The 19570-nt window shown below is 52.7% G+C and carries 16 protein-coding genes; 8 read left to right on the top strand and 8 right to left on the bottom strand.

The features are described 5' to 3' along the window. Nucleotides 1–389: 389 nt before the first annotated feature. Together KEM39_RS08860 and KEM39_RS08855 are read left to right on the top strand one after the other, a co-directional pair. Nucleotides 390–1925 carry a sodium-dependent transporter gene (locus tag KEM39_RS08860; protein ID WP_118997136.1) on the top strand — a complete coding sequence of 512 codons (1536 nt, stop codon included), beginning with the start codon at nt 390–392 and terminating at the stop codon, nt 1923–1925. Then, the gene (locus KEM39_RS08855) at nt 1922–2014 is read left to right on the top strand and encodes a methionine/alanine import family NSS transporter small subunit (protein ID WP_036470488.1); all 93 of its coding nucleotides are present in this window, start codon (nt 1922–1924) and stop codon (nt 2012–2014) included. The genes KEM39_RS08860 and KEM39_RS08855 overlap by 4 nt, the downstream gene beginning before the upstream one ends. 51 nt (nt 2015–2065) lie before the next feature. On the opposite strand, the gene KEM39_RS08850 is transcribed toward KEM39_RS08855, so the two are convergent. The 3 genes from KEM39_RS08850 to lptM all read right to left on the bottom strand — a co-directional run bounded on the left by KEM39_RS08850 (nt 2066) and on the right by lptM (nt 4108). After that, on the bottom strand, nt 2066–2500 hold the full coding sequence (locus KEM39_RS08850; RefSeq protein WP_118997135.1) for a hypothetical protein: 435 nt from the start codon (nt 2498–2500) through the stop codon (nt 2066–2068). A 206-nt stretch (nt 2501–2706) separates the two neighbouring features. Beyond that, complete coding sequence (gene lysA, locus KEM39_RS08845) at nt 2707–3927, bottom strand: diaminopimelate decarboxylase (RefSeq protein WP_211709849.1); 1221 nt, start codon at nt 3925–3927, stop codon at nt 2707–2709. A gap of 10 nt (nt 3928–3937) precedes the next feature. Next, nucleotides 3938–4108 carry an LPS translocon maturation chaperone LptM gene (gene lptM / locus KEM39_RS08840; RefSeq protein ID WP_039864217.1) on the bottom strand — a complete coding sequence of 57 codons (171 nt, stop codon included), beginning with the start codon at nt 4106–4108 and terminating at the stop codon, nt 3938–3940. A gap of 70 nt (nt 4109–4178) precedes the next feature. On the opposite strand from lptM, the gene cyaY reads away from it, so the two are divergent. From cyaY to glnE, 5 genes are all read left to right on the top strand, one after another. Then, entirely contained in the window at nt 4179–4502 is a 324-nt protein-coding gene (cyaY, locus tag KEM39_RS08835) for an iron donor protein CyaY (protein ID WP_002239194.1), read from the top strand. Nucleotides 4503–4534: 32 nt separating this feature from the next. Further along, nucleotides 4535–4954, top strand: a complete 420-nt coding sequence (locus KEM39_RS08830; RefSeq protein ID WP_118948646.1) for a DUF2251 domain-containing protein — start codon at nt 4535–4537, stop codon at nt 4952–4954. 21 nt (nt 4955–4975) lie between these two features. After that, entirely contained in the window at nt 4976–5482 is a 507-nt protein-coding gene (luxS, locus tag KEM39_RS08825) for an S-ribosylhomocysteine lyase (RefSeq protein WP_107819167.1), read from the top strand. A gap of 111 nt (nt 5483–5593) precedes the next feature. Further along, nucleotides 5594–5830 (top strand): hypothetical protein, encoded by a 237-nt coding sequence (locus KEM39_RS08820; RefSeq protein ID WP_249182696.1) that lies wholly within the window; start codon nt 5594–5596, stop codon nt 5828–5830. Between the two features lie 196 nt (nt 5831–6026). After that, nucleotides 6027–8717, top strand: coding sequence for a bifunctional [glutamate--ammonia ligase]-adenylyl-L-tyrosine phosphorylase/[glutamate--ammonia-ligase] adenylyltransferase (gene glnE / locus KEM39_RS08815; protein WP_211709848.1), 2691 nt, complete (start codon nt 6027–6029; stop codon nt 8715–8717). Nucleotides 8718–8987: 270 nt separating this feature from the next. Here glnE and KEM39_RS11625 read toward each other — a convergent pair whose 3' ends face one another. The 3 genes from KEM39_RS11625 to app all read right to left on the bottom strand — a co-directional run bounded on the left by KEM39_RS11625 (nt 8988) and on the right by app (nt 15437). Continuing rightward, nucleotides 8988–9335, bottom strand: coding sequence for a methyltransferase family protein (locus tag KEM39_RS11625; RefSeq protein WP_308020451.1), 348 nt, complete (start codon nt 9333–9335; stop codon nt 8988–8990). Next, nucleotides 9332–9664, bottom strand: a complete 333-nt coding sequence (locus KEM39_RS11620) for a hypothetical protein (protein WP_234403392.1) — start codon at nt 9662–9664, stop codon at nt 9332–9334. The genes KEM39_RS11625 and KEM39_RS11620 overlap by 4 nt, the downstream gene beginning before the upstream one ends. Before the next feature lie 883 nt (nt 9665–10547). Next, complete coding sequence (gene app / locus KEM39_RS08805) at nt 10548–15437, bottom strand: adhesion and penetration autotransporter App (protein WP_118997128.1); 4890 nt, start codon at nt 15435–15437, stop codon at nt 10548–10550. Nucleotides 15438–15883: 446 nt separating this feature from the next. Between app and mnmE the strand changes: the two genes are divergently transcribed. Continuing rightward, the gene (gene mnmE, locus KEM39_RS08800) at nt 15884–17230 is read left to right on the top strand and encodes a tRNA uridine-5-carboxymethylaminomethyl(34) synthesis GTPase MnmE (RefSeq protein ID WP_118997127.1); all 1347 of its coding nucleotides are present in this window, start codon (nt 15884–15886) and stop codon (nt 17228–17230) included. Between the two features lie 42 nt (nt 17231–17272). Here the strand turns inward: mnmE and KEM39_RS08795 are convergent, their stop codons facing one another. Then, the gene (locus KEM39_RS08795; RefSeq protein ID WP_192886294.1) at nt 17273–17641 is read right to left on the bottom strand and encodes a hypothetical protein; all 369 of its coding nucleotides are present in this window, start codon (nt 17639–17641) and stop codon (nt 17273–17275) included. Between the two features lie 32 nt (nt 17642–17673). Next, nucleotides 17674–19570 (bottom strand): TonB-dependent receptor domain-containing protein (locus KEM39_RS08790; RefSeq protein WP_211709847.1); only part of this gene is annotated, 1897 nt, incomplete at its 5' end.

Genomic DNA, 19570 nt, shown 5'->3' with positions numbered 1-19570 from the left:
CCGCCGTCATTCCCGCGAAAGCGGGAATCTAGGTTCGTCCGGTTTCGGTTATTTCTGATAGATTCCTGCCGCATTGTGTGTCTGGATTCCCGCCTGCGCGGGAATGACGGGACTTTAGGTTTTTGTTTTTCTGTTTTTGCGGGAATGACGGGGAAGTTGGCGGTTGTTTCTTATGGAGTGGTTTTTGTATTTGGATAAAAAATTTTTCGTTTTCAAGCCTTCACCGCTTGCCATCGGCGTTAAATTTTTTTACGATAAGCACATAGATTGTAAACAATCGGCCACAAGCCGGTTTGTTTTTTCAGAAGACATTATCCCTGTCAGACGCTGTTTCTATATATTTTGCCTATAACGGCTTGTTTTTAATAAATAACTCAAGAGGTATCAACGTGTCTGATTCCAAAACGAAAGAACGCGCCACATTCGGCACGCGCCGCGCGTTTATGATTGCCGCCATCGGGTCCGCCGTCGGCTTGGGCAATATTTGGCGTTTCCCCTATATTGCTTTTGAAAACGGCGGCGGCGCGTTCATCCTGCCCTATCTGGTCGCGCTTCTGACGGCGGGCATCCCGCTGCTGCTGCTCGATTATGCCATCGGCCACCGTTACCGTGGTTCTGCGCCCTTGGCTTTCCGCCGCCTCGGACGATGGTTTGAGCCTGTGGGCTGGTGGAACGTGATGACCAATATCGTCATCTGCATCTATTACGCGGTGATTATCGGTTGGGCGGCAAGCTATACCTATTATTCGGTCAACGCTGCCTGGGGTGCGGATCCGCAGGGTTTTTTCTTTAAGGACTTCCTGCAAATGGCGGGACCGGAAGCCTTGGGTTTGGATTTTGTCGGCAAAGTGGCCGGTCCTTTGGCGGGCGTGTGGGTTTTTACCGCCGCCATTATGGCTTTGGGCGTGCAAAAGGGCGTGGCGCGCGCCTCGTCGTTCTTTATGCCGCTGCTTTTGGTGATGTTTTTGATTATGGTCGGCATTTCGCTGACGCTGCCGGGTGCGGCAAAGGGCTTGGACGCATTGTTTACGCCCGACTGGTCGAAACTCGCCGATTCCAAGGTCTGGGTGGCGGCATACGGGCAGATTTTCTTTTCGCTTTCCATCTGTTTCGGCATTATGGTTACCTATTCTTCTTATTTGAAGAAAAAAACCGACTTGGGCGGAACGGGGCTGGTGGTCGGTTTTGCCAACAGCAGCTTTGAACTGCTCGCGGGTATCGGCGTGTTTGCCGCATTGGGCTTTATGGCACAGGCGGGCGGTAAGGCAGTCAACGAGGTTGCCTCCGGCGGCATCGGTTTGGCGTTTATCGCCTTTCCGACCATTATCAACCAGGCGCCGATGGGCTGGCTGATCGGCATATTGTTTTTCGGTTCGCTGGTGTTCGCCGGCGTTACGTCGATGATTTCCATCCTTGAAGTGATTGTGGCGGCGATTCAGGACAAGCTGAACATCGGGCGCGTCAACGCCACGCTGCTGGTCTGCATTCCGATGGGCATTGTTTCTACGCTGCTGTTTGGTACGGCGACAGGGCTGCCGGTTTTGGACGTGATGGACAAATTCGTCAACACCTACGGCATTGTGGCATCCGGTTTCTTGTATGTTTTGGCGATTATCGTATTTCGCAGGCTGCCGGAATTACGCAGGCACCTGAACGCCTTGTCCTCCATCCGCATCGGCGGCTTGTGGACGGCCTGCGTCGTGTTTACCGTCGTGATGCTCGGCTATATGCTGTATCAGGACACCGCCGGATTGTTGGAGAAAAATTACGGCGATTATCCGGATGGTTTCCTCAATATTTTCGGCTGGAGGATGTCGGCGGCGTTGGTCGTGTTCGGGCTGCTGCTGTCGCTGCTGCCTTGGAAACACGGTCAGGATTTTAATGTCAAAGACGAACACGAACATGAACAGGGAGAAGAAAAATGAGTACTTCCGCCATTGTGATGATGCTTGCCGCCATCGCGGTGATTTGGGGCGGGCTGCTGCTTTCCCTGTTAAGGCTGCCGGAAGAGTAAGCCTTTAGAGCGTTAAAAATGCCGTCTGAAGGCTTCAGACGGCATTTGCCTTTACGGCTGCCATTCGCGTTCCACCTTGCCCAACGCATCCAAGGTTTGCGCTCGGACGATATGCCCGTCCCGGTACAGGATGCGCGTCCGCAATATGCCCTGTTCGGTATAGCCTTGCGACCAGCCTTGCGCCACGCCGTTTTCAACCGGCGTGTGCGAATGCAGTTTGCCGTTTGGGTGGTAAATATCGACAAAGCGGTCGAACACGCCGTTTTTGACGATGCTTTTCAAGACGCGCCCGTTTGAAGAACGGATGCTGTACGCGCCGTCCGGCGTGCTTGAAGGCGGCCGGCTGTATGGGTTGGCGGGTTGGATGGGCGCGGCGGGCGGCAGTTTGTAAAGCGGGGTTTGTGCGGCGGGCAGACCGGAACAGCCCGCCGAAAGGAGGGTGGCGGACAAACCGGCAAGCAGGAGGATAATCGGGGCGTGTTTCATTTCAATTCCTTAGATATTGCACCCCATAAAAGGGGCGCGTAATTTTTTTCAACCATTCCCTTCGGCAGCCGGGTGAGGCGGGGATTTGTTATGCCGTCATTAAAAAAATAGGCTGTGCTTGAATATTCCGCCGATGCGGCCCTAAGATGTCACTTTAAACGGACAATGCCGTCTGAACCGCTTCAGACGGCATTTTGATGGTCGGCTTACAGGCAGGCGAGTTCGTTTGCCATTTGCTGTTCCAAGGTTTCGCGCCGGCGGATGAGTCGGTATCCGCCGCCGTCCACCAACACCTCCGCCGCACGGTTGCGCGCGTTGTAATTGCTCGCCATACTGGCACCGTATGCGCCCGCGCTGCGGATAAGCAGCAAATCGCCTTCTTTGCAGGCGATGGTGCGGTCTTTGCCGAGGAAGTCGCCGGTTTCGCAAATCGGGCCGACGATATTGGCGGTCAGCGGCGCGATGTTTTTTGGTTCGACCGCTTCGATGTGGTGGTAGGCATCATAAAGTGCCGGACGCATCAAATCGTTCATTGCCGCATCGACCATCACAAAGTTTTTCTCTTCGCCATGTTTGACGAATTCGACGCGCGTCAACAACGCACCTGCATTGCCAACCAAACTGCGGCCGGGCTCGAGAATGAGTTTCAGACGGCGTGTGCCGATCAGTTTTTGAACCGCTTGGGCATACGCGCCCAAATCAGGCACTTTTTCGTTTTGGTAAACAATGCCGACGCCGCCGCCTAAGTCCAAATGTTCCAAAACAATGCCTTCGGCGGCAAGCGCGTCAACCAAAATCAAAATGCGTTCGCAGGCTTCGACAAGCGGGCTTAAGTCGGTCAGTTGCGAACCGATGTGGCAGTCGATGCCGATGATTTTCAAATTGGGCTGTTGTGCGGCGTGGCGGTAGGCGTCAAGCGCGTCGGCATAAGCAATGCCGAATTTGTTGGCTTTCAGACCTGTGGAGATGTAGGGATGGGTTTTCGCATCGACATCGGGATTGACGCGCAGGGAGACGGACGCGGTTTTGCCCAAACGCGCGGCAACCTTTTGAATACGGTCGATTTCGGGAATGCTCTCCATATTGAAGCATTTCACGCCTGCATTCAGTGCAAACTCGATTTCTGTCTCACTCTTGCCCACGCCGGAAAAAATCGTTTTCGCCGCATCGCCGCCTGCCGCCAAAACGCGTGCCAATTCGCCGCCGGACACAATGTCAAAACCGCTCCCCAAAGAAGCAAAGTGCTTGATGATGCTCAGGTTGCCATTCGCTTTTACTGCGTAGCAGACAAGCGGATTTAAAGCGGCAAATGCGGTTTGGTAATTTTCAAATGCCTCGATCAGCGCAGATTTGCTGTACACATAAAGCGGCGTACCAAACTCTTCGGCAAGGCGGGGGTAGGGGACTTGTTCGCAAAATAGGGTCATATCTTCGTTTTCATTTTCGGGTTGGTGGGGCAGATTGCGGCTTGCTTTGAAGCTGCAAACCGGTTTGGATTGCGCCGAAACGCGCCGTATCGCCTTCTTTGGGCAGGTAGAGGTCGCCTTTGTAACCGCAGGCGGAAAGCAGGAGGGCGGTTGCCGCCGCAAAAAATACGCCGTATTTCATCGGTAAACTTCCTTCATAAGCGCGAATGTGGCAAGATTCGGTATCTTAAACAAAAAACACGCAAAAAGCCATGATGACCGAAAGCGAGTTTATCCGCGCGAGCGAAGCATTATTTGAACACATCGAAGACCAAATCGACGAAAACGGCTGGGATTTCGACTGCCGGTTTGCCGGAAACGTCCTGACCATCGAAGCCGGAGACGGCACGCAAATCATCGTCAACCGCCACACGCCCAATCAGGAATTGTGGATTGCCGCAAAAAGCGGCGGCTACCATTTCGCCGAGCAAAACGGCAAATGGCTGGCAACGCGAGACGGACGCGATTTTTATGACGTTTTAAACGAAGCCCTGAGCGCGGCTTCGGGTGAAGCGGTGGAAATTGCCGAATTGTAATTTGAGAGTGATCACAAAGAGATCGTTACCCAATGGCACAATTACCTCTATATCGGACTGCCGAAATCGAAAATTTTACTGTCGGCACGCCCGAAGTTTTACAATCATTTTTCGAACATATCCCTTATGGCGTCGTCTTTGAAGACGACGGCGACACGGGCTACTTCTATGCCGCTTCGCAAGACGGGATTCTAGATGCCTTGCACATCTACAATGTCGAAGATGTATCCGACAAACATATCCCCAATCATGTCTTGATTTTATGGGATGATGCCTGCACCATAGCCGCATTGTGCATCAACGGCTACATCCATGCCGTCTATGATTTTGTCGAGCAGGCAGGATATTGCCGCAACGGCTTCCCTGAAACAGACGGAGAATGGGTGAAAGTCGAAAACCGCGTCTTGGACGATGACTTGCTGGACAAAATCCTATCCCGAAAATCTACATAACCCGCACAAAAGGATACCCAAATGCCACTACTAGACAGTTTCAAAGTCGACCACACCCGTATGCACGCCCCCGCCGTACGCGTGGCGAAAACCATGACCACGCCCAAAGGCGACACCATTACCGTATTCGACCTGCGCTTTTGCGTTCCCAACAAAGAAATCCTGCCTGAAAAAGGCATACACACGCTGGAGCATTTGTTTGCAGGCTTTATGCGCGACCACTTGAACGGAAACGGCGTGGAAATCATCGACATTTCCCCGATGGGCTGCCGCACCGGTTTTTATATGAGTTTGATTGGTACGCCTTCCGAACAGCAGGTCGCCGATGCGTGGCTGGCTTCGATGCAGGATGTTTTGAATGTCAAAGACCAAAGCAAAATCCCCGAGTTGAACGAATACCAATGCGGCACCTATCTGATGCACTCGCTTGCCGAAGCGCAGCAAATCGCGCAAAACGTGTTGGCGCGCAAAGTGGCGGTTAACCGAAACGACGATTTGGCTTTGGATGAAAGCCTGCTGAACGCTTAATCTGTTTTGAAATGCCGTCTGAAAGTCAGAATCTGTCTTCAGACGGCATTTTGTTTTCCGACAGTTTATAAACTGTCGTTGTTTCTTGACAGAAACAACGACTTTATTTATTTGAAACGATTGGAGGACATGATTATGGGTTTTTGGGATAGTGCGGCAAATTTGGTAAAAGAAGCAGGAGAAGGCGTAAAGCGATTTAACGAAAAAAGCCGTAAATTGCAGAACGAATATCAGCAGGAATCCAGTGAAAAATTACGCCGCGTCGTAAAAAGCGAAGGTTTTTTCGGTAATTCGGCACAAGAAAAAGCCATTGCCCGCAAAGTTCTGAAAGAACGTGGCGAAGGCTAAACGAGGGCAGCGGCATTTGCCGATGTTTTTTATCGGTAGGAGTCCGTCCGAATATCGGGGTAAGGTTTCAGACGGCATCGAAGGTTGCTATGATATAGTGGCTTGACTTTAAACCGGTACGGCATCCCCTCGCCCTGTCCTGATTTGAAGTGAATCCGCCATCATCTTCCTGCCATCCTTCCAAACGGAATCCGAAATGTCCGACAACCGCCTCGACACCGCCCGCCGCCATTCCCTCTTCCTCGCCCGCCAGCTCGACAACGGCAAACTCAAGCCCGAAATTTTCCTGCCGATGTTGAACAAGGTGTTGACCGAAGCGGATTTCCAAGCTTTTGCCGATTGGGACAAAATCCGCGCGGAAGAAAACGAGGAAGAATTGGCGCGGCAGTTGCGCGAGTTGCGCCGTTATGTCGTGTCGCAGATTATCGTGCGCGATATCAACCGCATCAGCGATTTGAACGAAGTAACCCGTACGATTACGCTGTTTGCCGATTTTGCCGTCAATACCGCGCTGGATTTTGCCTACGCCTATTATCAGGATATGTACGGTACGCCGATCGGGCGTTATACGAAATCGCCGCAGCATTTGAGCGTGGTGGCGATGGGCAAGGCGGGCGGCTATGAGTTGAACGTGTCTTCCGACATCGATTTGATTTTCGTTTATCCCGAATCGGGCGACACCGACGGCAGGCGCGAACGGGGCAATCAGGAGTTTTTCACCAAAGTCGGGCAGAAACTGATTACGCTGCTGAATGACATTACCGCCGATGGGCAGGTGTTCCGCGTCGATATGCGGCTGCGGCCAGACGGCGATTCGGGCGCGCTGGTGTTGAGTGAAACCGCGCTGGAGCAATATTTGATTACGCAGGGGCGCGAATGGGAACGCTACGCGTGGTGCAAAGGCCGCGTGGTTACGCCGTATCCGAACGACATCAAATCGCTGGTGCGCCCTTTCGTATTCCGCAAATATCTGGATTACAGCGCGTATGAAGCGATGCGTAAGCTGCACCGCCAAATCCGCAGCGAAGTCAGCAAAAAAGGCATGGCGGACAACATCAAACTCGGCGCGGGCGGCATCCGCGAAGTCGAATTTATCGCCCAGATTTTCCAAATGATACGCGGTGGCCAAATGCGCGCGCTGCAACTGAAAGGCACGCAGGAAACGCTGAAGAAACTTGCCGAGCTGGGCATCATGCCGTCTGAAAACGTCGAAACCCTGCTTGCCGCCTACCGCTTCCTGCGCGACGTCGAACACCGCTTGCAATACTGGGACGACCGGCAAACCCAAGCCCTGCCGGCTTCGCCCGAACAGCGGCAACTGCTTGCCGAAAGTATGGGATTTGATGATTATGCCGATTTTTTGAACGCTTTAAATCAACATCGAAACCAAGTCAACCGGTTGTTCAACGAAATTCTGAGCGAACCCGAAGAACAAACGCAAAGCAACAGCGAATGGCAATGGACATGGCAGGAAAAGCCTGATGAAGAAGAACGGCTAGGCCGTCTGAAAGAATATGGGTTTGATGCCGAAACCATCGCCACGCGGCTCGACCAAATCCGCAACGGCCATAAATACCGCCACCTTTCCGCACACGCCCAGCCGCGTTTTGACGCGATTGTGCCGTTGTTGGTACAAGCGGCGGCAGCGCAACCCAACCCGACCGATACGCTGATGCGGCTGTTTGACTTCCTCGAAAACATCAGCCGCCGCTCCGCCTATCTCGCTTTCCTCAACGAACATCCGCAAACCTTGGCGCAACTGGCAGAGATTATGAGCCAAAGCTCGTGGGTGGCGGCGTATCTGAACAAATATCCGATTTTGTTGGACGAACTCATCAGCGCGCAGCTTTTGGATACCGCGTTTGATTGGCAGGCACTCGCCGCTACCCTTTCAGACGGCATCGAAGCCTGCGGCGGCGACACCGAAGCGCAAATGGACACCCTGCGCCGCTTCCAACACGCCCAAGTCTTCCACCTCGCCGTCCAAGACCTCGCCGGATTGTGGACGGTAGAATCCCTCTCCGACCAACTTTCCGCCCTCGCCGACACCGTCATTGCCGCCGCCCTTTCGTGCGCGTGGGCGGATATGCCCAAAAAACACCGCGACACCCCGCAATTTGCCGTCATTGGCTACGGCAAGCTCGGCGGCAAAGAACTCGGCTACGCCTCCGACCTCGACTTGGTCTATCTTTACGACGATCCCCATCCCGAAGCAGGCGACGTGTACAGCCGCCTCGCCCGCCGCCTGACCAACTGGCTTTCCACCGCCACCGGCGCGGGCAGCCTCTACGAAACCGACCTGCGCCTGCGCCCCAACGGCGACGCCGGCTTCCTCGCCCACAGCATCGCCGCCTTCGAAAAATACCAGCGCGAAAACGCATGGACGTGGGAACACCAATCCCTTACCCGCGCCCGCTTCATCTGCGGCACACCCGAAATTCAGACGGTCTTCGACCACATCCGCACCGAAATCCTCACCGCCGAACGCGACCAAACCGCCTTGGCAGGCGAAATCATCGAAATGCGCGAAAAAATGTTCCCCACCCATCCACCGGTTGACAGCAACGTCAAATACGCGCGCGGCGGCGTGGTCGACGTCGAATTTATCGTCCAATATCTGATACTTGCCCACGCCCGAAAATACCCGCAACTCATCGACAACTACGGCAACATCGCCCTCTTGAACATCGCCGCCGACTGCGGTTTGATTGATAAAACCCTTGCCGGACAAAGCCGCACCGCCTACCGCTTCTACCGCCGGCAACAGCACAACACCAAACTGCGCGACGCGGCAAAAACCGAAGTAAGCGACGAATTGCTGTCCCACTACGGCAATGTCAGGAAATTGTGGCGGGAAGTGTTCGGGGAGGAAGTGAAATTCAAGTAAAGCAGGTATTACGAAAGGGGGGATTAAGTCATTAGCCGCATAGCGTGGGTTCTACCATCTACGCCATCAAAACAAAAGGTCGTCTGAAAACGCTTTTCAGACGACCTTACTAGCAATAATCTCCCGTGTGCAAAGCCCATGCTAGAGGTTCTATAGTGGATTAAATTTAAACCAGTACGGCGTTGCCTCGTCTTGCCGTACTATTTGTACTGTCTGCGACTTCGTCGCCTTGTCCTGATTTAAATTTAATCCACTATAATTATGTGTGGTTTACAGCAAAAACGGTATAAACCTGTTTTTCACACGCGATTTATATTCCCTGTATTGCTCATTGCGGCTAAGCACCTGTTCTTCATAATTCATGCGTAAAAACTGAAGCAGATACAATAGGGTCAACACTTCAATATTCCACAATGAGAAATTGTTGAGTAGAAATGCCATATGTCCGATGAAATAGCCGAAATAAATCGGATGCCGTACCAAGCGATAAGGGCCGGTATCCACCACGGTTCGACAGGCAGGTAAAAGTCCGAAGCTCCTGCCCAGATAAATTTTGGCGTAAATCTGCCAACAGATGCCGAAAACGAGCAAGACAGATGCAACATTATCAGAAATCAATTTGACCCCCCCCCCAACGCAATGGCAAAAAAATAAAAAGTCGCCCCCATCGTTGCCAATACGGGTAAAAGAGAGAAATTTCGAGTCTCCGTAAATTTAGAGAAAACCACGAGAAAAACCGTAATACACTCCCCTACCAACAACAGTAATACGACTGGATTTCCCGTCATCATATAGTTTTCTAAAACGGTTTTGATAAAATAACTCAAAGCCGTAACTGCCATTATTTTCATAGTCAGCTCTAAGGCAAGCTGTCTATAATTCAGCTTCATAATTTTCCCTTTATTGATATTTTTTAAGCAGATAATGCAGGTTTTGTTGGTTTTCAACCCAATCTGCCCAACCCGTAGCGCGGGCTTTGCCCACGAATCAACCCCAAAATTTCAGACGACCTCTTTTACCCGCCATTATTGTGGGCAAAGCCCATGCTACAACAATACGAAACACGTAGCAACACATCCCCGCCACACACAACCTATCGGCATGGTGTAGGTAAAAAATTCTTAGGACATGTAGGTCGGATTCTCGAATCCGACATTTCAATCATTCCCGAATTTTTGCAATGTGTGAACATCGGTTCTTTTGTCGGATACTTGTATCCGACAAAAGCCTGCCATCTCAAATAGCCGTCGGATTCGAGAATCCGGTCTGCCAAACCGATGTTGGAAGTCCCTGAAGCCGAGTTGGATTTGGCGAAAGAAAAACTGCCGCAGATTATAGCGGCAGTAGGCCGAGTATGAATTGGGAAGAGACGCATTGATGTTGCAGAAACTTATCTGAAAAAACCTTGCCGCCGTCATTCCCGCGAAAGTGGGAATCTAGGACGCAAGGTTGGAGAAACCTTTTTTCTGATAAGTTTCCGTGCCGATGAGGCTGGATTCCCGCCTGCGCGGGAATGACGGCGGAGCGGTTGCTGCTTTTCCGGCAAATACCACAAGCCAAAATCCCGTTATTTTCACCAGAACAGAAAACCAAAAACAGAAACCTAAAATCCGTCATTCCCACGAAAGTGGGAATCTAGTCCGTTCGGTTTCGGTTTCTTTTGAGTTTTGAGTAACTTTTAATTTGTTATTCCCGTGAAAGCGGGAATCCGGAAACTCAAAGCGGCAAGAATTTATCGGAAACGACCGAAACTCAAAAAACCGGATTCCCACTTTCGCGAGAATGGCGATATGGCTATTTTCCATTTTAATGATAACCCTTTTTGTTTGCTTACCAGCGGTAGCCTAATTTGATGCCCGCGCTGTGTTGCGCTTCCAGTTGCGGGCCTTTGGCGGCGGCGGCGTGGAGGGACAGCGTGAAACCTTTGATTTCGGCGTTTACGCCCCATTCCGTACTGCGGGTTTTGCCGAAATCCTGCGCCAATACGGCGGTATTGACGCGCGTTCGGACTTTGCCCGAAGCGGCATCGGTATAGGACAGGCTCAAATAAGGCGTGATGGAAATGTGTTGCGCCGGTTTGAATGAATAATCTGCCTTAATGCCCGCGCGGTAGCGGTTGAACGCAAGACCGGGGGTGGCGATATTGACGTTTTCGTAGCGGTAATCCGCTTTTTGGACGAAATAGCGCGTTGCGCCGATGTGCGGTTCGATGCCGAATCCGCCGAAACCTGCGCGGTATCTTGCCTGAATGCCGTAATGCAGCACGCGGCGGCGGATTTTGCCTCCGATGCCGTCTGAAAGGCTGCCGCTGCTAAAACCCGCGCCCGCGCTGATGCCGATGTCGAACCTGCCGATGCCGTATTGCCCGAAAACGGCGCCGTGGGCAAGCCGTGCCGAGTTGCTGATGCCGTCGTCGAAGGTGTTTTCGGTCCGGTTGTGCGAAAATAGGATGCCGACGCGCCCGCTGCCGAGGTTTTTCTGCATACCGATTTGACGCAGGTCGGTTTGTTGGCGGTAGGCGCGGAAATCTTGCGAACGGTAGTGTTTGGTGTCCCGGATGCCGCTTGTCCAAACGGCGTTGCGGCGGTCTTCGGCAAATACGCGATCCAATTCGTCCTGTACGGCGAAAACGCTGTTGAGCGTGGCGGAAAATTCACTCAAACCACTATTGGCATAACGGCTGATCAAGTCGCGCTGCGGTTGGGGCTGCGGTTGTGGCAAATCCCGGCGGGCGCGGCGGAAGGCGGCGGTAACCGGCCGGGTTTCCGCTTCGCGCTGTTTCTCCAAGGCGGTGTCTTTATCCGTCTGCGCCCGTTTTTTCTCTTCCTCCGCCTGCATAATGCCGGCATTTTCCCCGCCTGCCTGCCGGGCCAGTTCGGCAACGCTTTCTGCCTTCTCGGCGGCATCGCGCCCGGCCGCATTCAGCGAGTCAAGGGTTTGCGCGTTGTCTTTTTCCGCCTGTTTCTTGGCTTCCGCCGCGCCTTCGCGCGCCGCTTCCGATTGCCGGGCGGCGGTTAGGGCGGTTTGCGCTTCCTGTTCTTTTTGCGCTTTGTCGGACTGCCTGCGTTCCAACAATGCCCGTTTTGCCTCCAGCCCTGCGCGTTCGGCTTTGGCGTTTTGCAGTTCCGCCTCCGTTATAACCAGCTCTTCCTTCACGTTCGCCAGTGAAAGCACCATTGATTGCAAATCTTGTTTTTCTTTCGCTGTTTCCGCGATTTTGTCGGCAAGGGCTTTTGCCTCCCCGGCGGCGGCAACGGCTTTTTCACGTTCGTCCTTGATTCGGTTCAGGCGCGTCAATTTGGCTTCCGCCCAATCGATTTTGGCGGTTTGTTCGGCAATTTGCGCCTTCGCCAGCGCAAGGTTTGCCGCGTCCGCATTTTCCGCACCTTCCAAGGTGTTGCCGCGCCGGTAGCCGGCATCGGCTTCTTCGGCGCGTCTGCCTGCTTCGGCTGCCGCCGTTTTTGCCTGCGCCCACGCGGCTTCTTTTTCCGCCTGTGCGGCTTGGGCGGCGGCGGTTTGTTTTTTTGCCTCTTCAAGTTCGGCATTGAGGCGGTTCAATTCGCTTTCAGACGGCACAGCGCCGGAAATTTCCGCCTTTTTCAAGCGCACCTTTTCTTCTTCATCCTGTTGTTTGGCGGCAAGCTGCGCCTGTTTTGCCGCCAAGGCGGCCTCTGTTTCTCCCGCCGTGCCGAGTTTGTCGGAAAGCTCTTGTTCTTTGACCGGATTATGCAGGCGGAACTCGCCGTCTTTGCGGATAAGCTGATAGCGCCACGCACCGGCATCTACATAATTGTTTTGCAGGGTGAAATTAAGTTTGTCGGACAGCGGTTTGTTGTCTTTTCCTTCCACTACCGTCAATTGTTCGAGGCTTACGGGTTCGTTGCCGGTATTGTTGACAGCCAAGGTGTAAGTGCCTTCGGAACTTTCCGCCAGCTTCAATTTGTCGCTGCGGTAGCCGAAGAGTTCCGACATAAAGCGGAATGTTCCCTGACCGTTCAATTTTCCGTTTACTGTCAGCGTGTTGAAACGGGATTCTGCTGAAGTTGGCCGAACCTCCGGCTCTAACGAACGGCGGCGGCGCGGCGTGCCGCTTGTGTCTGCCGCGCCGGTTGTCGGATATGCCGAATTTAGGGTAACCGTACTGTTATTTAGCGTTAAATCCTGCACTGCGGTATCACCGGGCATTGTCCAATCCGCATTTTCCAACACTGCCGCCGTACCTTCCCCGCCTTGGATTTGATGCAAAAAATGGCTGTTTTTTAAAGAAAATTTGGAAGAACCCGTTAAATGCACATCACCGTTTAAAGTGGCATTGTCCACCGTTGCAGTTGCATTGTCGGAAAGTCGGATATTGCCTGTTTGGGTTGCATTATTGCTTAATGTAAATTGGCTTTGATTTGTTAGGGTTACATTGCCAACTAAATCTACAAGCCCTGAAGCCGAAAGATTTGCAGTGTTAGATAATTGCACATTGCCTTTCACTTGCGTGCGCGGCAATGATTTAATGGTTTTCTCATCAGTTAATTTATCTGTTCTACAAGTCGTCAATCCGGTCCAATCCGAACGCGTGCAAATGGTATTTTCCTGATTTGGCACAACACCGAATGTGGCGTTGGCGTTATTGCTGATTGTCCAATTCCCCTCAATGTTAGAAACATTGCGGGAAACCACCGCCTGCCCGCCCTGAATATGGAAATTTTCCGCTTTAAACGTGCGGTCGATCCAGTCGTTGTCCCACACGATTTCTCCGTGCGGAATGCCCTCTTTTTGCGACCAATGGTTGTTTAAATGATTGTAGGCGTGCGGTGTCGGTCTGCCGCTGAAAAACAGTTTGCCGTTTGTTTGCGTGATGTTGCCGTTTAAATTTGTTCCGCCGGAAAGCAGTAAAGTGCGATCCGCTTCTGTCGGTTGGTAATTCAGATTGAGCCGCCCGTTTGTTTTGGCCGCATCTTTCTCTCCAAACCAACCGTTGTAGGCAATTTCTTTTTTGCTATCCAAGCTGTTGTTATTGTCGGTTGTAGTAATATCTTTATTGCCTGTAATGGTAACGGTGGATTCTTTGTCTTGATTGTGGTTGACAATCATCGCCCCTTCATCGGTATTTTGAATACGGTGGAACGAAAGCGAATGCCCGTTTAAATCCAAACGACCGCCGCGAAAGCCGAAATAGAGTTTGTCGGGGTTGAACTGATTATCGGCATTCAGTTGCACCGTCCCCCTGCCGCTGACCAAGCCGATTTCACTAAAGGCTTGTTTTTTATTATTTTCATCTGCTTGTTGATCTAAAATAACTTTACCGTCGCCCACGCTGATCGAGCCTTGGTTTTCCCCTTTGGCTTGAACGTGCAGCGTGCCTTTGCCGATTTTGGACAGGCGGTCGTTTGCCACGCCGTTTACTTTCCAAGTAACGGTACTGCCATCACTGATATGAACGCCCGCGCCTTGCCAAGTCTGATTGGATTCGGGTGCAACGGTAAAGTTTCCTTCAAAATACAAACCGCCCGCGCCTTGGTTGATGTTGTTTGATAAGATGAGTTTGCCGTTGCCGTAATCGATAAAAGAAAGGTTTTCACCGTTGTTTAACCTTGGACGGTACTGATTAACACCCCCTGCCGCGTAAACTGGTTCTTTATCAGTTTCATTCAAAGATTCGTCAAACAGTCGGACTGTCTGTACTTTAAGCTTTGGATTGGAAACCTTTTCGTTGGTTTCTGTTACCGTACCCGTACCGTTGTTGTTGGATGTAAAGGAAAAATGTCCGTTACTGCGCGGTTCGAAAAAGACGGTATGTGTATCGCCTCTGTAAATGTCATCGTAGAACCAATCTTTGCGTATCAGCTGGAAACTGTTTTCCCTGCCGGAATAAGGGTAGCCCGTTTGCAAAACTCCGTTGAGCAGCCATTTATTGTTTGTTTTGTCATAAATAAACATTGGAGAACCGCTGTCGCCTGCCGCACCTGCAATCGGCATAGGGCCATAGTCGTTGGCATGGCGCACATCGCCGCTCAAACTAACTACGCCATTATTTCCCCAACCCTGCATATGTGTATTGCCGCCAATTAACCATGCGCCGGAGTAGGATAAATCGCCGTGTTTGTCATCATCATAACGCCAATAGTGGTGTCCTGAGCCGATGCGGACACGCTCGGGATATTTTTCTTTATCGGAATAGGTATTCCCCCTCATGTCACCCGTCATTTCGACAGGTTTTGCATCGGTTACGAACTTATGCAAACGCGGCATATGGTAATCGCCGTTGTAAGGGTGTGAATTGTCAGGCTTATAATTATTTCTTTTCACAATTTGGTAAGAAAAACGGTGCTGATCGGGATTGCTTCCCTCCGCACCAAAATCAACATTGTTATAGCCGCCATTATGTGCCACGCTCACAATATATTGATCGCCCACCAATGCCGCCACGCCGTTACGCGATACCACAGAAAAATCAATCATCGGGGCTTTTGTCATTGATTTGCCGACCAACTCCCCTTTTTTGTTGTAAACCTCAATATCTTTCGCCCCGACTGCAAACTTGCCTTTATTTTCGGCAAAGTCGCGATAGTATTGGTAGTTGATGCCGAAATAAGTGTGTCCCGCCCGGGCTTGGGGCAGAATGCCGAACGACAGGCATATGGCTAAGTAAGCGGGCGAGAAGCGGATGCGGCCGGTTTTTGGGGTTTTGCGGTGTGTTTCGGTTGTCCGTTTGTCGGTTATTTTCATTATTTTTCCTTACTTGACGGTGGGATTTGGGTTTGTTTGGGAGGGCGCGGCTTCCGCTTCCGGGCGGCGCGCGGGATGTGCCTATATGTGCGGTTCGGCGTATTTTGCCGCTTCTGTTCGGAGATGGTGCAGGGAAGGGCGGGAAGGAAAAAAACGGGGATTTTTATCAACCCGCCGGAGCCGGGGCAATTGATGGGTTGCACATAAAGGTATCATTCTGAATGCGAAATCATATCACACTTTACTTTATCCCCGTTCCTTTTCGGTCGGAACCCCGCCGTTTTCGGCGATAAAAACCGACCGGAGGCGGAATGCGGGGCGGGGTTGTGCCGTGCGGTGTCGGAATATCGTTTTACACAAGCCGGCAATGCCGTCTGAAAGCCGAACCGTCGGACTTCAGACGGCATTTGCTATAATCGCGGCTGTTTTGAATTTTCGGGGGTTTTATGTCGGATAACGTTCCAACGATTGCGGCAGTCGCTACCGCACTAGGGCGCGGCGGCGTGGGCGTGATACGCATATCGGGGAAAAACCTGCTGCCGATGGCGCAGGCTTTGTGCGGGAAAACGCCCAAGCCGCGCGTGGCAACCTATGCTGATTTTACGGACGCGGACGGACAGGCAATCGATAGCGGGCTGCTACTGTTTTTTGCCGCACCGGCAAGTTTTACGGGCGAAGATGTCATCGAGCTTCAGGGACACGGCGGGCCGGTGGTGATGGATATGCTGCTGAACCGCTGTTTGGAATTGGGCGCGCGCCTTGCCGAACCGGGCGAGTTTACCAAACGTGCGTTTTTGAACGACAAACTGGACTTGGCACAGGCGGAAGGCGTGGCGGATTTGATTGACGCATCCAGCCGTTCGGCGGCGCGTCTGGCGTTGCGCTCGCTCAAGGGCGATTTTTCGCGGCGGATACACGGTCTGGTCGAAGACTTGATTACCTTGCGGATGCTGGTCGAAGCGACGTTAGATTTTCCCGAGGAAGACATCGATTTTCTCGAAGCGGCGGACGCACGCGGCAAACTGGACGGCTTGCGCCGCGCCGTGGATGATGTGCTTGCCAACGCGCAGCAGGGCGCGATTTTGCGCGAAGGTCTGAATGTCGTATTGGTCGGCGCGCCGAATGTGGGCAAGTCCAGCCTGTTGAACGCGTTGGCGGGCGACGAGGTGGCGATTGTTACCGATATTGCCGGAACGACGCGCGACGCGGTCAGGGAACGTATCCTGATTGACGGCGTTCCGGTGCATATTGTCGATACGGCAGGTTTGCGCGAGACGGACGACGTGGTCGAGCGTATCGGCATCGAACGCAGCCGCAAAGCCGTATCCGAAGCCGATGTCGCGCTGGTGTTGGTCGATCCGCGCGAGGGTTTGAATGAAAAGACACGGGCGATTTTGGACGCGTTGCCGCCGGAGTTGAAACGCATCGAAATCCACAGCAAATCCGATTTGCACGCACACGCGGCAGGCGGGTTCGGTACGGGCGCGGAAACCGTCATCGCGCTGTCGGCGAAAACGGGCGACGGCTTGGACGCGCTGAAACGGACGCTGTTGCGCGAGGCCGGTTGGCAGGGCGAAAGCGAAGGGCTGTTTTTGGCGCGGACGCGGCACGTCAACGCACTCAAAGCAGCGCAGGAAGAATTGTCGCTGGCGGCATTGTGCGGCAACCATCAAATCGAGCTGTTTGCCGAACACTTGCGGCTGGCGCAGGTCGCGTGCGGCGAAATCACGGGCGAGTTTACGGCGGACGACCTGCTCGGCGTGATTTTTTCGAGGTTTTGTATCGGAAAATAAACGGATCGAAAGCACCGTGGCGGTGTCCGGCTGAACATTCCGTTATCCCATAAAAACGGTAATCCGATCCGTTTGGTTTTGTTTTTTTTGAATTTCGGGCAACGCTTGAATCTTCATTCCGCGCAGGCGGAAATTATCGGCGCGGTACGGCAACTTTTTTCGATATGAAAAGACCGTCATTCCTGTAAAAACAAAAAAATCAAAAACAGAAAACTGAAATATCGTCATTCCCGCGCAGGCGGGAATCCAGGTTCGTTGAGTTTCAGTCATTTCCGATAAATTCTTGCAGCTTTGCGTTTCTAGATTCCCACTTCCATGGGAATGACGGAGAGTTGCGGGATTGGGCTTGGTACAAGCCTGAAAGGGGGCGGCGGTGCGACCGTAAAAAATGCCGTCTGAAACCCAAATCATCGGGTTTCAGACGGCATTGGCACATCAGGAGCTTAGAACTTCGCTTCGATGGTGAAATTGTAGCTCCTGCCCGGCGAGGTAAAGCGTTGGATGCCGGCGTGGGTTTTGTTGTTGACGCGGTTGACCGTGCCGAACTCGCGGATGCTGCGTAAAGATTCCCAAGTGTAGTATTGCTTGTTGGTAATGTTGTACGCGGCGGCGCGGAGCGTTACCTGTTTGCCGATATTGAGGTAGGCGGCAAGGTCGAACAGCGTATAGGCTTTGCTGTGTTTGGCATAAGGCCAGGGGTTGTTCAAGTCGTCGTTGCTGTGCACGGTGTCGGACGGCTTTTTGGCGGCGGTGCGCGTGGCGTAGGCGTTGATGCCCCAGCGTTTGGAAGGCGCGTCATAGCCCAAGCTGTAAATTGCCGTCCACGGCGAAAGCGCGTTGATGGGCGTTTCTTTGCCGTTGTTTTGCGTTGCCTTGCCTTTGATGTAGCTGACGTTGAGGCCGGTGTGCAAACCTTTGGGCAGCCCGATGCTGTCGAGGTTCCAAGTGCCGTTAAACTCTATGCCTTTCACCCAGGCGGCGGTGCGGTTTTGGTTTTGCCAGACGGGCGAGCTGACCAATGCCGTGCCCGTGCCGTCTGAAAGCGGGGCGTAGGTGGGTTTGTTCGGATCATCTGACGAAACGCCCATATACGTCAATTCGATAAAGTCGCGGTATTTGGTTTTGAAGCCCGAGAGCTTGAAGTTGCCCGCCTTGCCGCTGCCCGCCAGACCCAATTCCCAGTTTTTGGCTTTTTCGGCTTTAAGGTTGGGATTGGCTTTCAGGTAGAAATCGGGGTGCGGGAATAAGAGCCAGGTTTCGTCCGAAGTCGGCGCGCGGAAGCCGGTGCTGTATTTTGCCAACAAGTGCAGATGCTTGGTAAACCGCCAGTCGAACCCCGTGCCGTAGCTGAAGCCGGCGTGCGCGCGTTCCGAACCCAAATGGGGAATCTGCCCTCGGATGGCGGTGGTGTATTTCGGATTGTCTTTCGCGCTGCTGCTGTTTTTGTCGTAGCGTATGCCCGCATTCAGGCGGAAGCGGTCGTTGCCGCCCAAGTGAAACGCATTGTTCCAATAGGCAAATTTATATTTCGACCGGTTTTCGATCAGCATCGTGATTTTGGCATCGTTGGACGTGAGGATTTTGGGGTCGTACAGTTTTGCGAAATAGCTGTAATCCGAGTTGGCATTGTCCCCCCTGCCGCCGCCCAAGCCGTATTGCGCCGCCCAAACAGCTTTGGAAAAGTCGAGTTGTTTTTCAAAATCGGCAGTCCATTGCGCGGTGTTTTGGCGGATGTGCCGGAACGAATGGTAAACCTCGCCGTTGATGCCGTTTGTATCGTAATTTTTCGGGACGTCCCAAGTCCAAGTGTTCATATCGATGCGTTGTTTGTCGTAACGCAGCTTGAGGCTGTCCCACGGGCCGTGTTCCAATTCGTTTTTGTATTCGACGCCGGTGCGGCGGCGGTAGCTCACGTCTTGGCGGTGGCGGTAGTCGCCCGTCGCGGGAGAGTAAATTGTACCCACCCACAAATTAGACAGCTCGTTGGTAAAACGGTCGGTGCGCGAGTCTTCAAAAATCCAGCCGATGCGGTTGCGGTCGTTGAAATTGTAGCCCAGCTTGAACAGGGTGCTTTTGTTTACCCATTCTTGCGGGTCGGGTCGGGAGCGCGCAACCCCTGTGGCAACATAGGTCTGGTACTTGCTGAATGGTTGGGTTGGGCTGAAAACATACCCCTTGTTTTCAATTTTGACATCGCCCTCGGTCGAGCGGTTTTTGGTTTCTTTGCCGAAGCGGCGGGTATAAACCAATAAGGCATCCAAACCAAAGAGCCTGCCGGCGGCGGTGATGCTGCTGAATTTTTGGCTGTTTTTGCCGACGCTGCCGCCCTTTATCCCCAAA

Origin of the sequence: Neisseria sp. Marseille-Q1983 (assembly GCF_018224585.1) — a bacterium.
Classification (GTDB): domain Bacteria; phylum Pseudomonadota; class Gammaproteobacteria; order Burkholderiales; family Neisseriaceae; genus Neisseria; species Neisseria polysaccharea.
Note: the sequence above shows the minus strand (reverse complement) of the source record. Positions and strands in the feature narration are given on the sequence as shown.

Coding starts and splice junctions, on each gene's coding strand:
- KEM39_RS08855 (WP_036470488.1), top strand. CDS start 1,922: ATGAGTACTTCCGCCATTGTGATGATGCTTGCCGCCATCGCGGTGATT.
- KEM39_RS08850 (WP_118997135.1), bottom strand. CDS start 2,500: ATGAAACACGCCCCGATTATCCTCCTGCTTGCCGGTTTGTCCGCCACC.
- lysA (WP_211709849.1), bottom strand. CDS start 3,927: ATGACCCTATTTTGCGAACAAGTCCCCTACCCCCGCCTTGCCGAAGAG.
- lptM (WP_039864217.1), bottom strand. CDS start 4,108: ATGAAATACGGCGTATTTTTTGCGGCGGCAACCGCCCTCCTGCTTTCC.
- cyaY (WP_002239194.1), top strand. CDS start 4,179: ATGATGACCGAAAGCGAGTTTATCCGCGCGAGCGAAGCATTATTTGAA.
- KEM39_RS08830 (WP_118948646.1), top strand. CDS start 4,535: ATGGCACAATTACCTCTATATCGGACTGCCGAAATCGAAAATTTTACT.
- luxS (WP_107819167.1), top strand. CDS start 4,976: ATGCCACTACTAGACAGTTTCAAAGTCGACCACACCCGTATGCACGCC.
- glnE (WP_211709848.1), top strand. CDS start 6,027: ATGTCCGACAACCGCCTCGACACCGCCCGCCGCCATTCCCTCTTCCTC.
- app (WP_118997128.1), bottom strand. CDS start 15,437: ATGAAAATAACCGACAAACGGACAACCGAAACACACCGCAAAACCCCA.
- mnmE (WP_118997127.1), top strand. CDS start 15,884: ATGTCGGATAACGTTCCAACGATTGCGGCAGTCGCTACCGCACTAGGG.
- KEM39_RS08795 (WP_192886294.1), bottom strand. CDS start 17,641: ATGATTTGGGTTTCAGACGGCATTTTTTACGGTCGCACCGCCGCCCCC.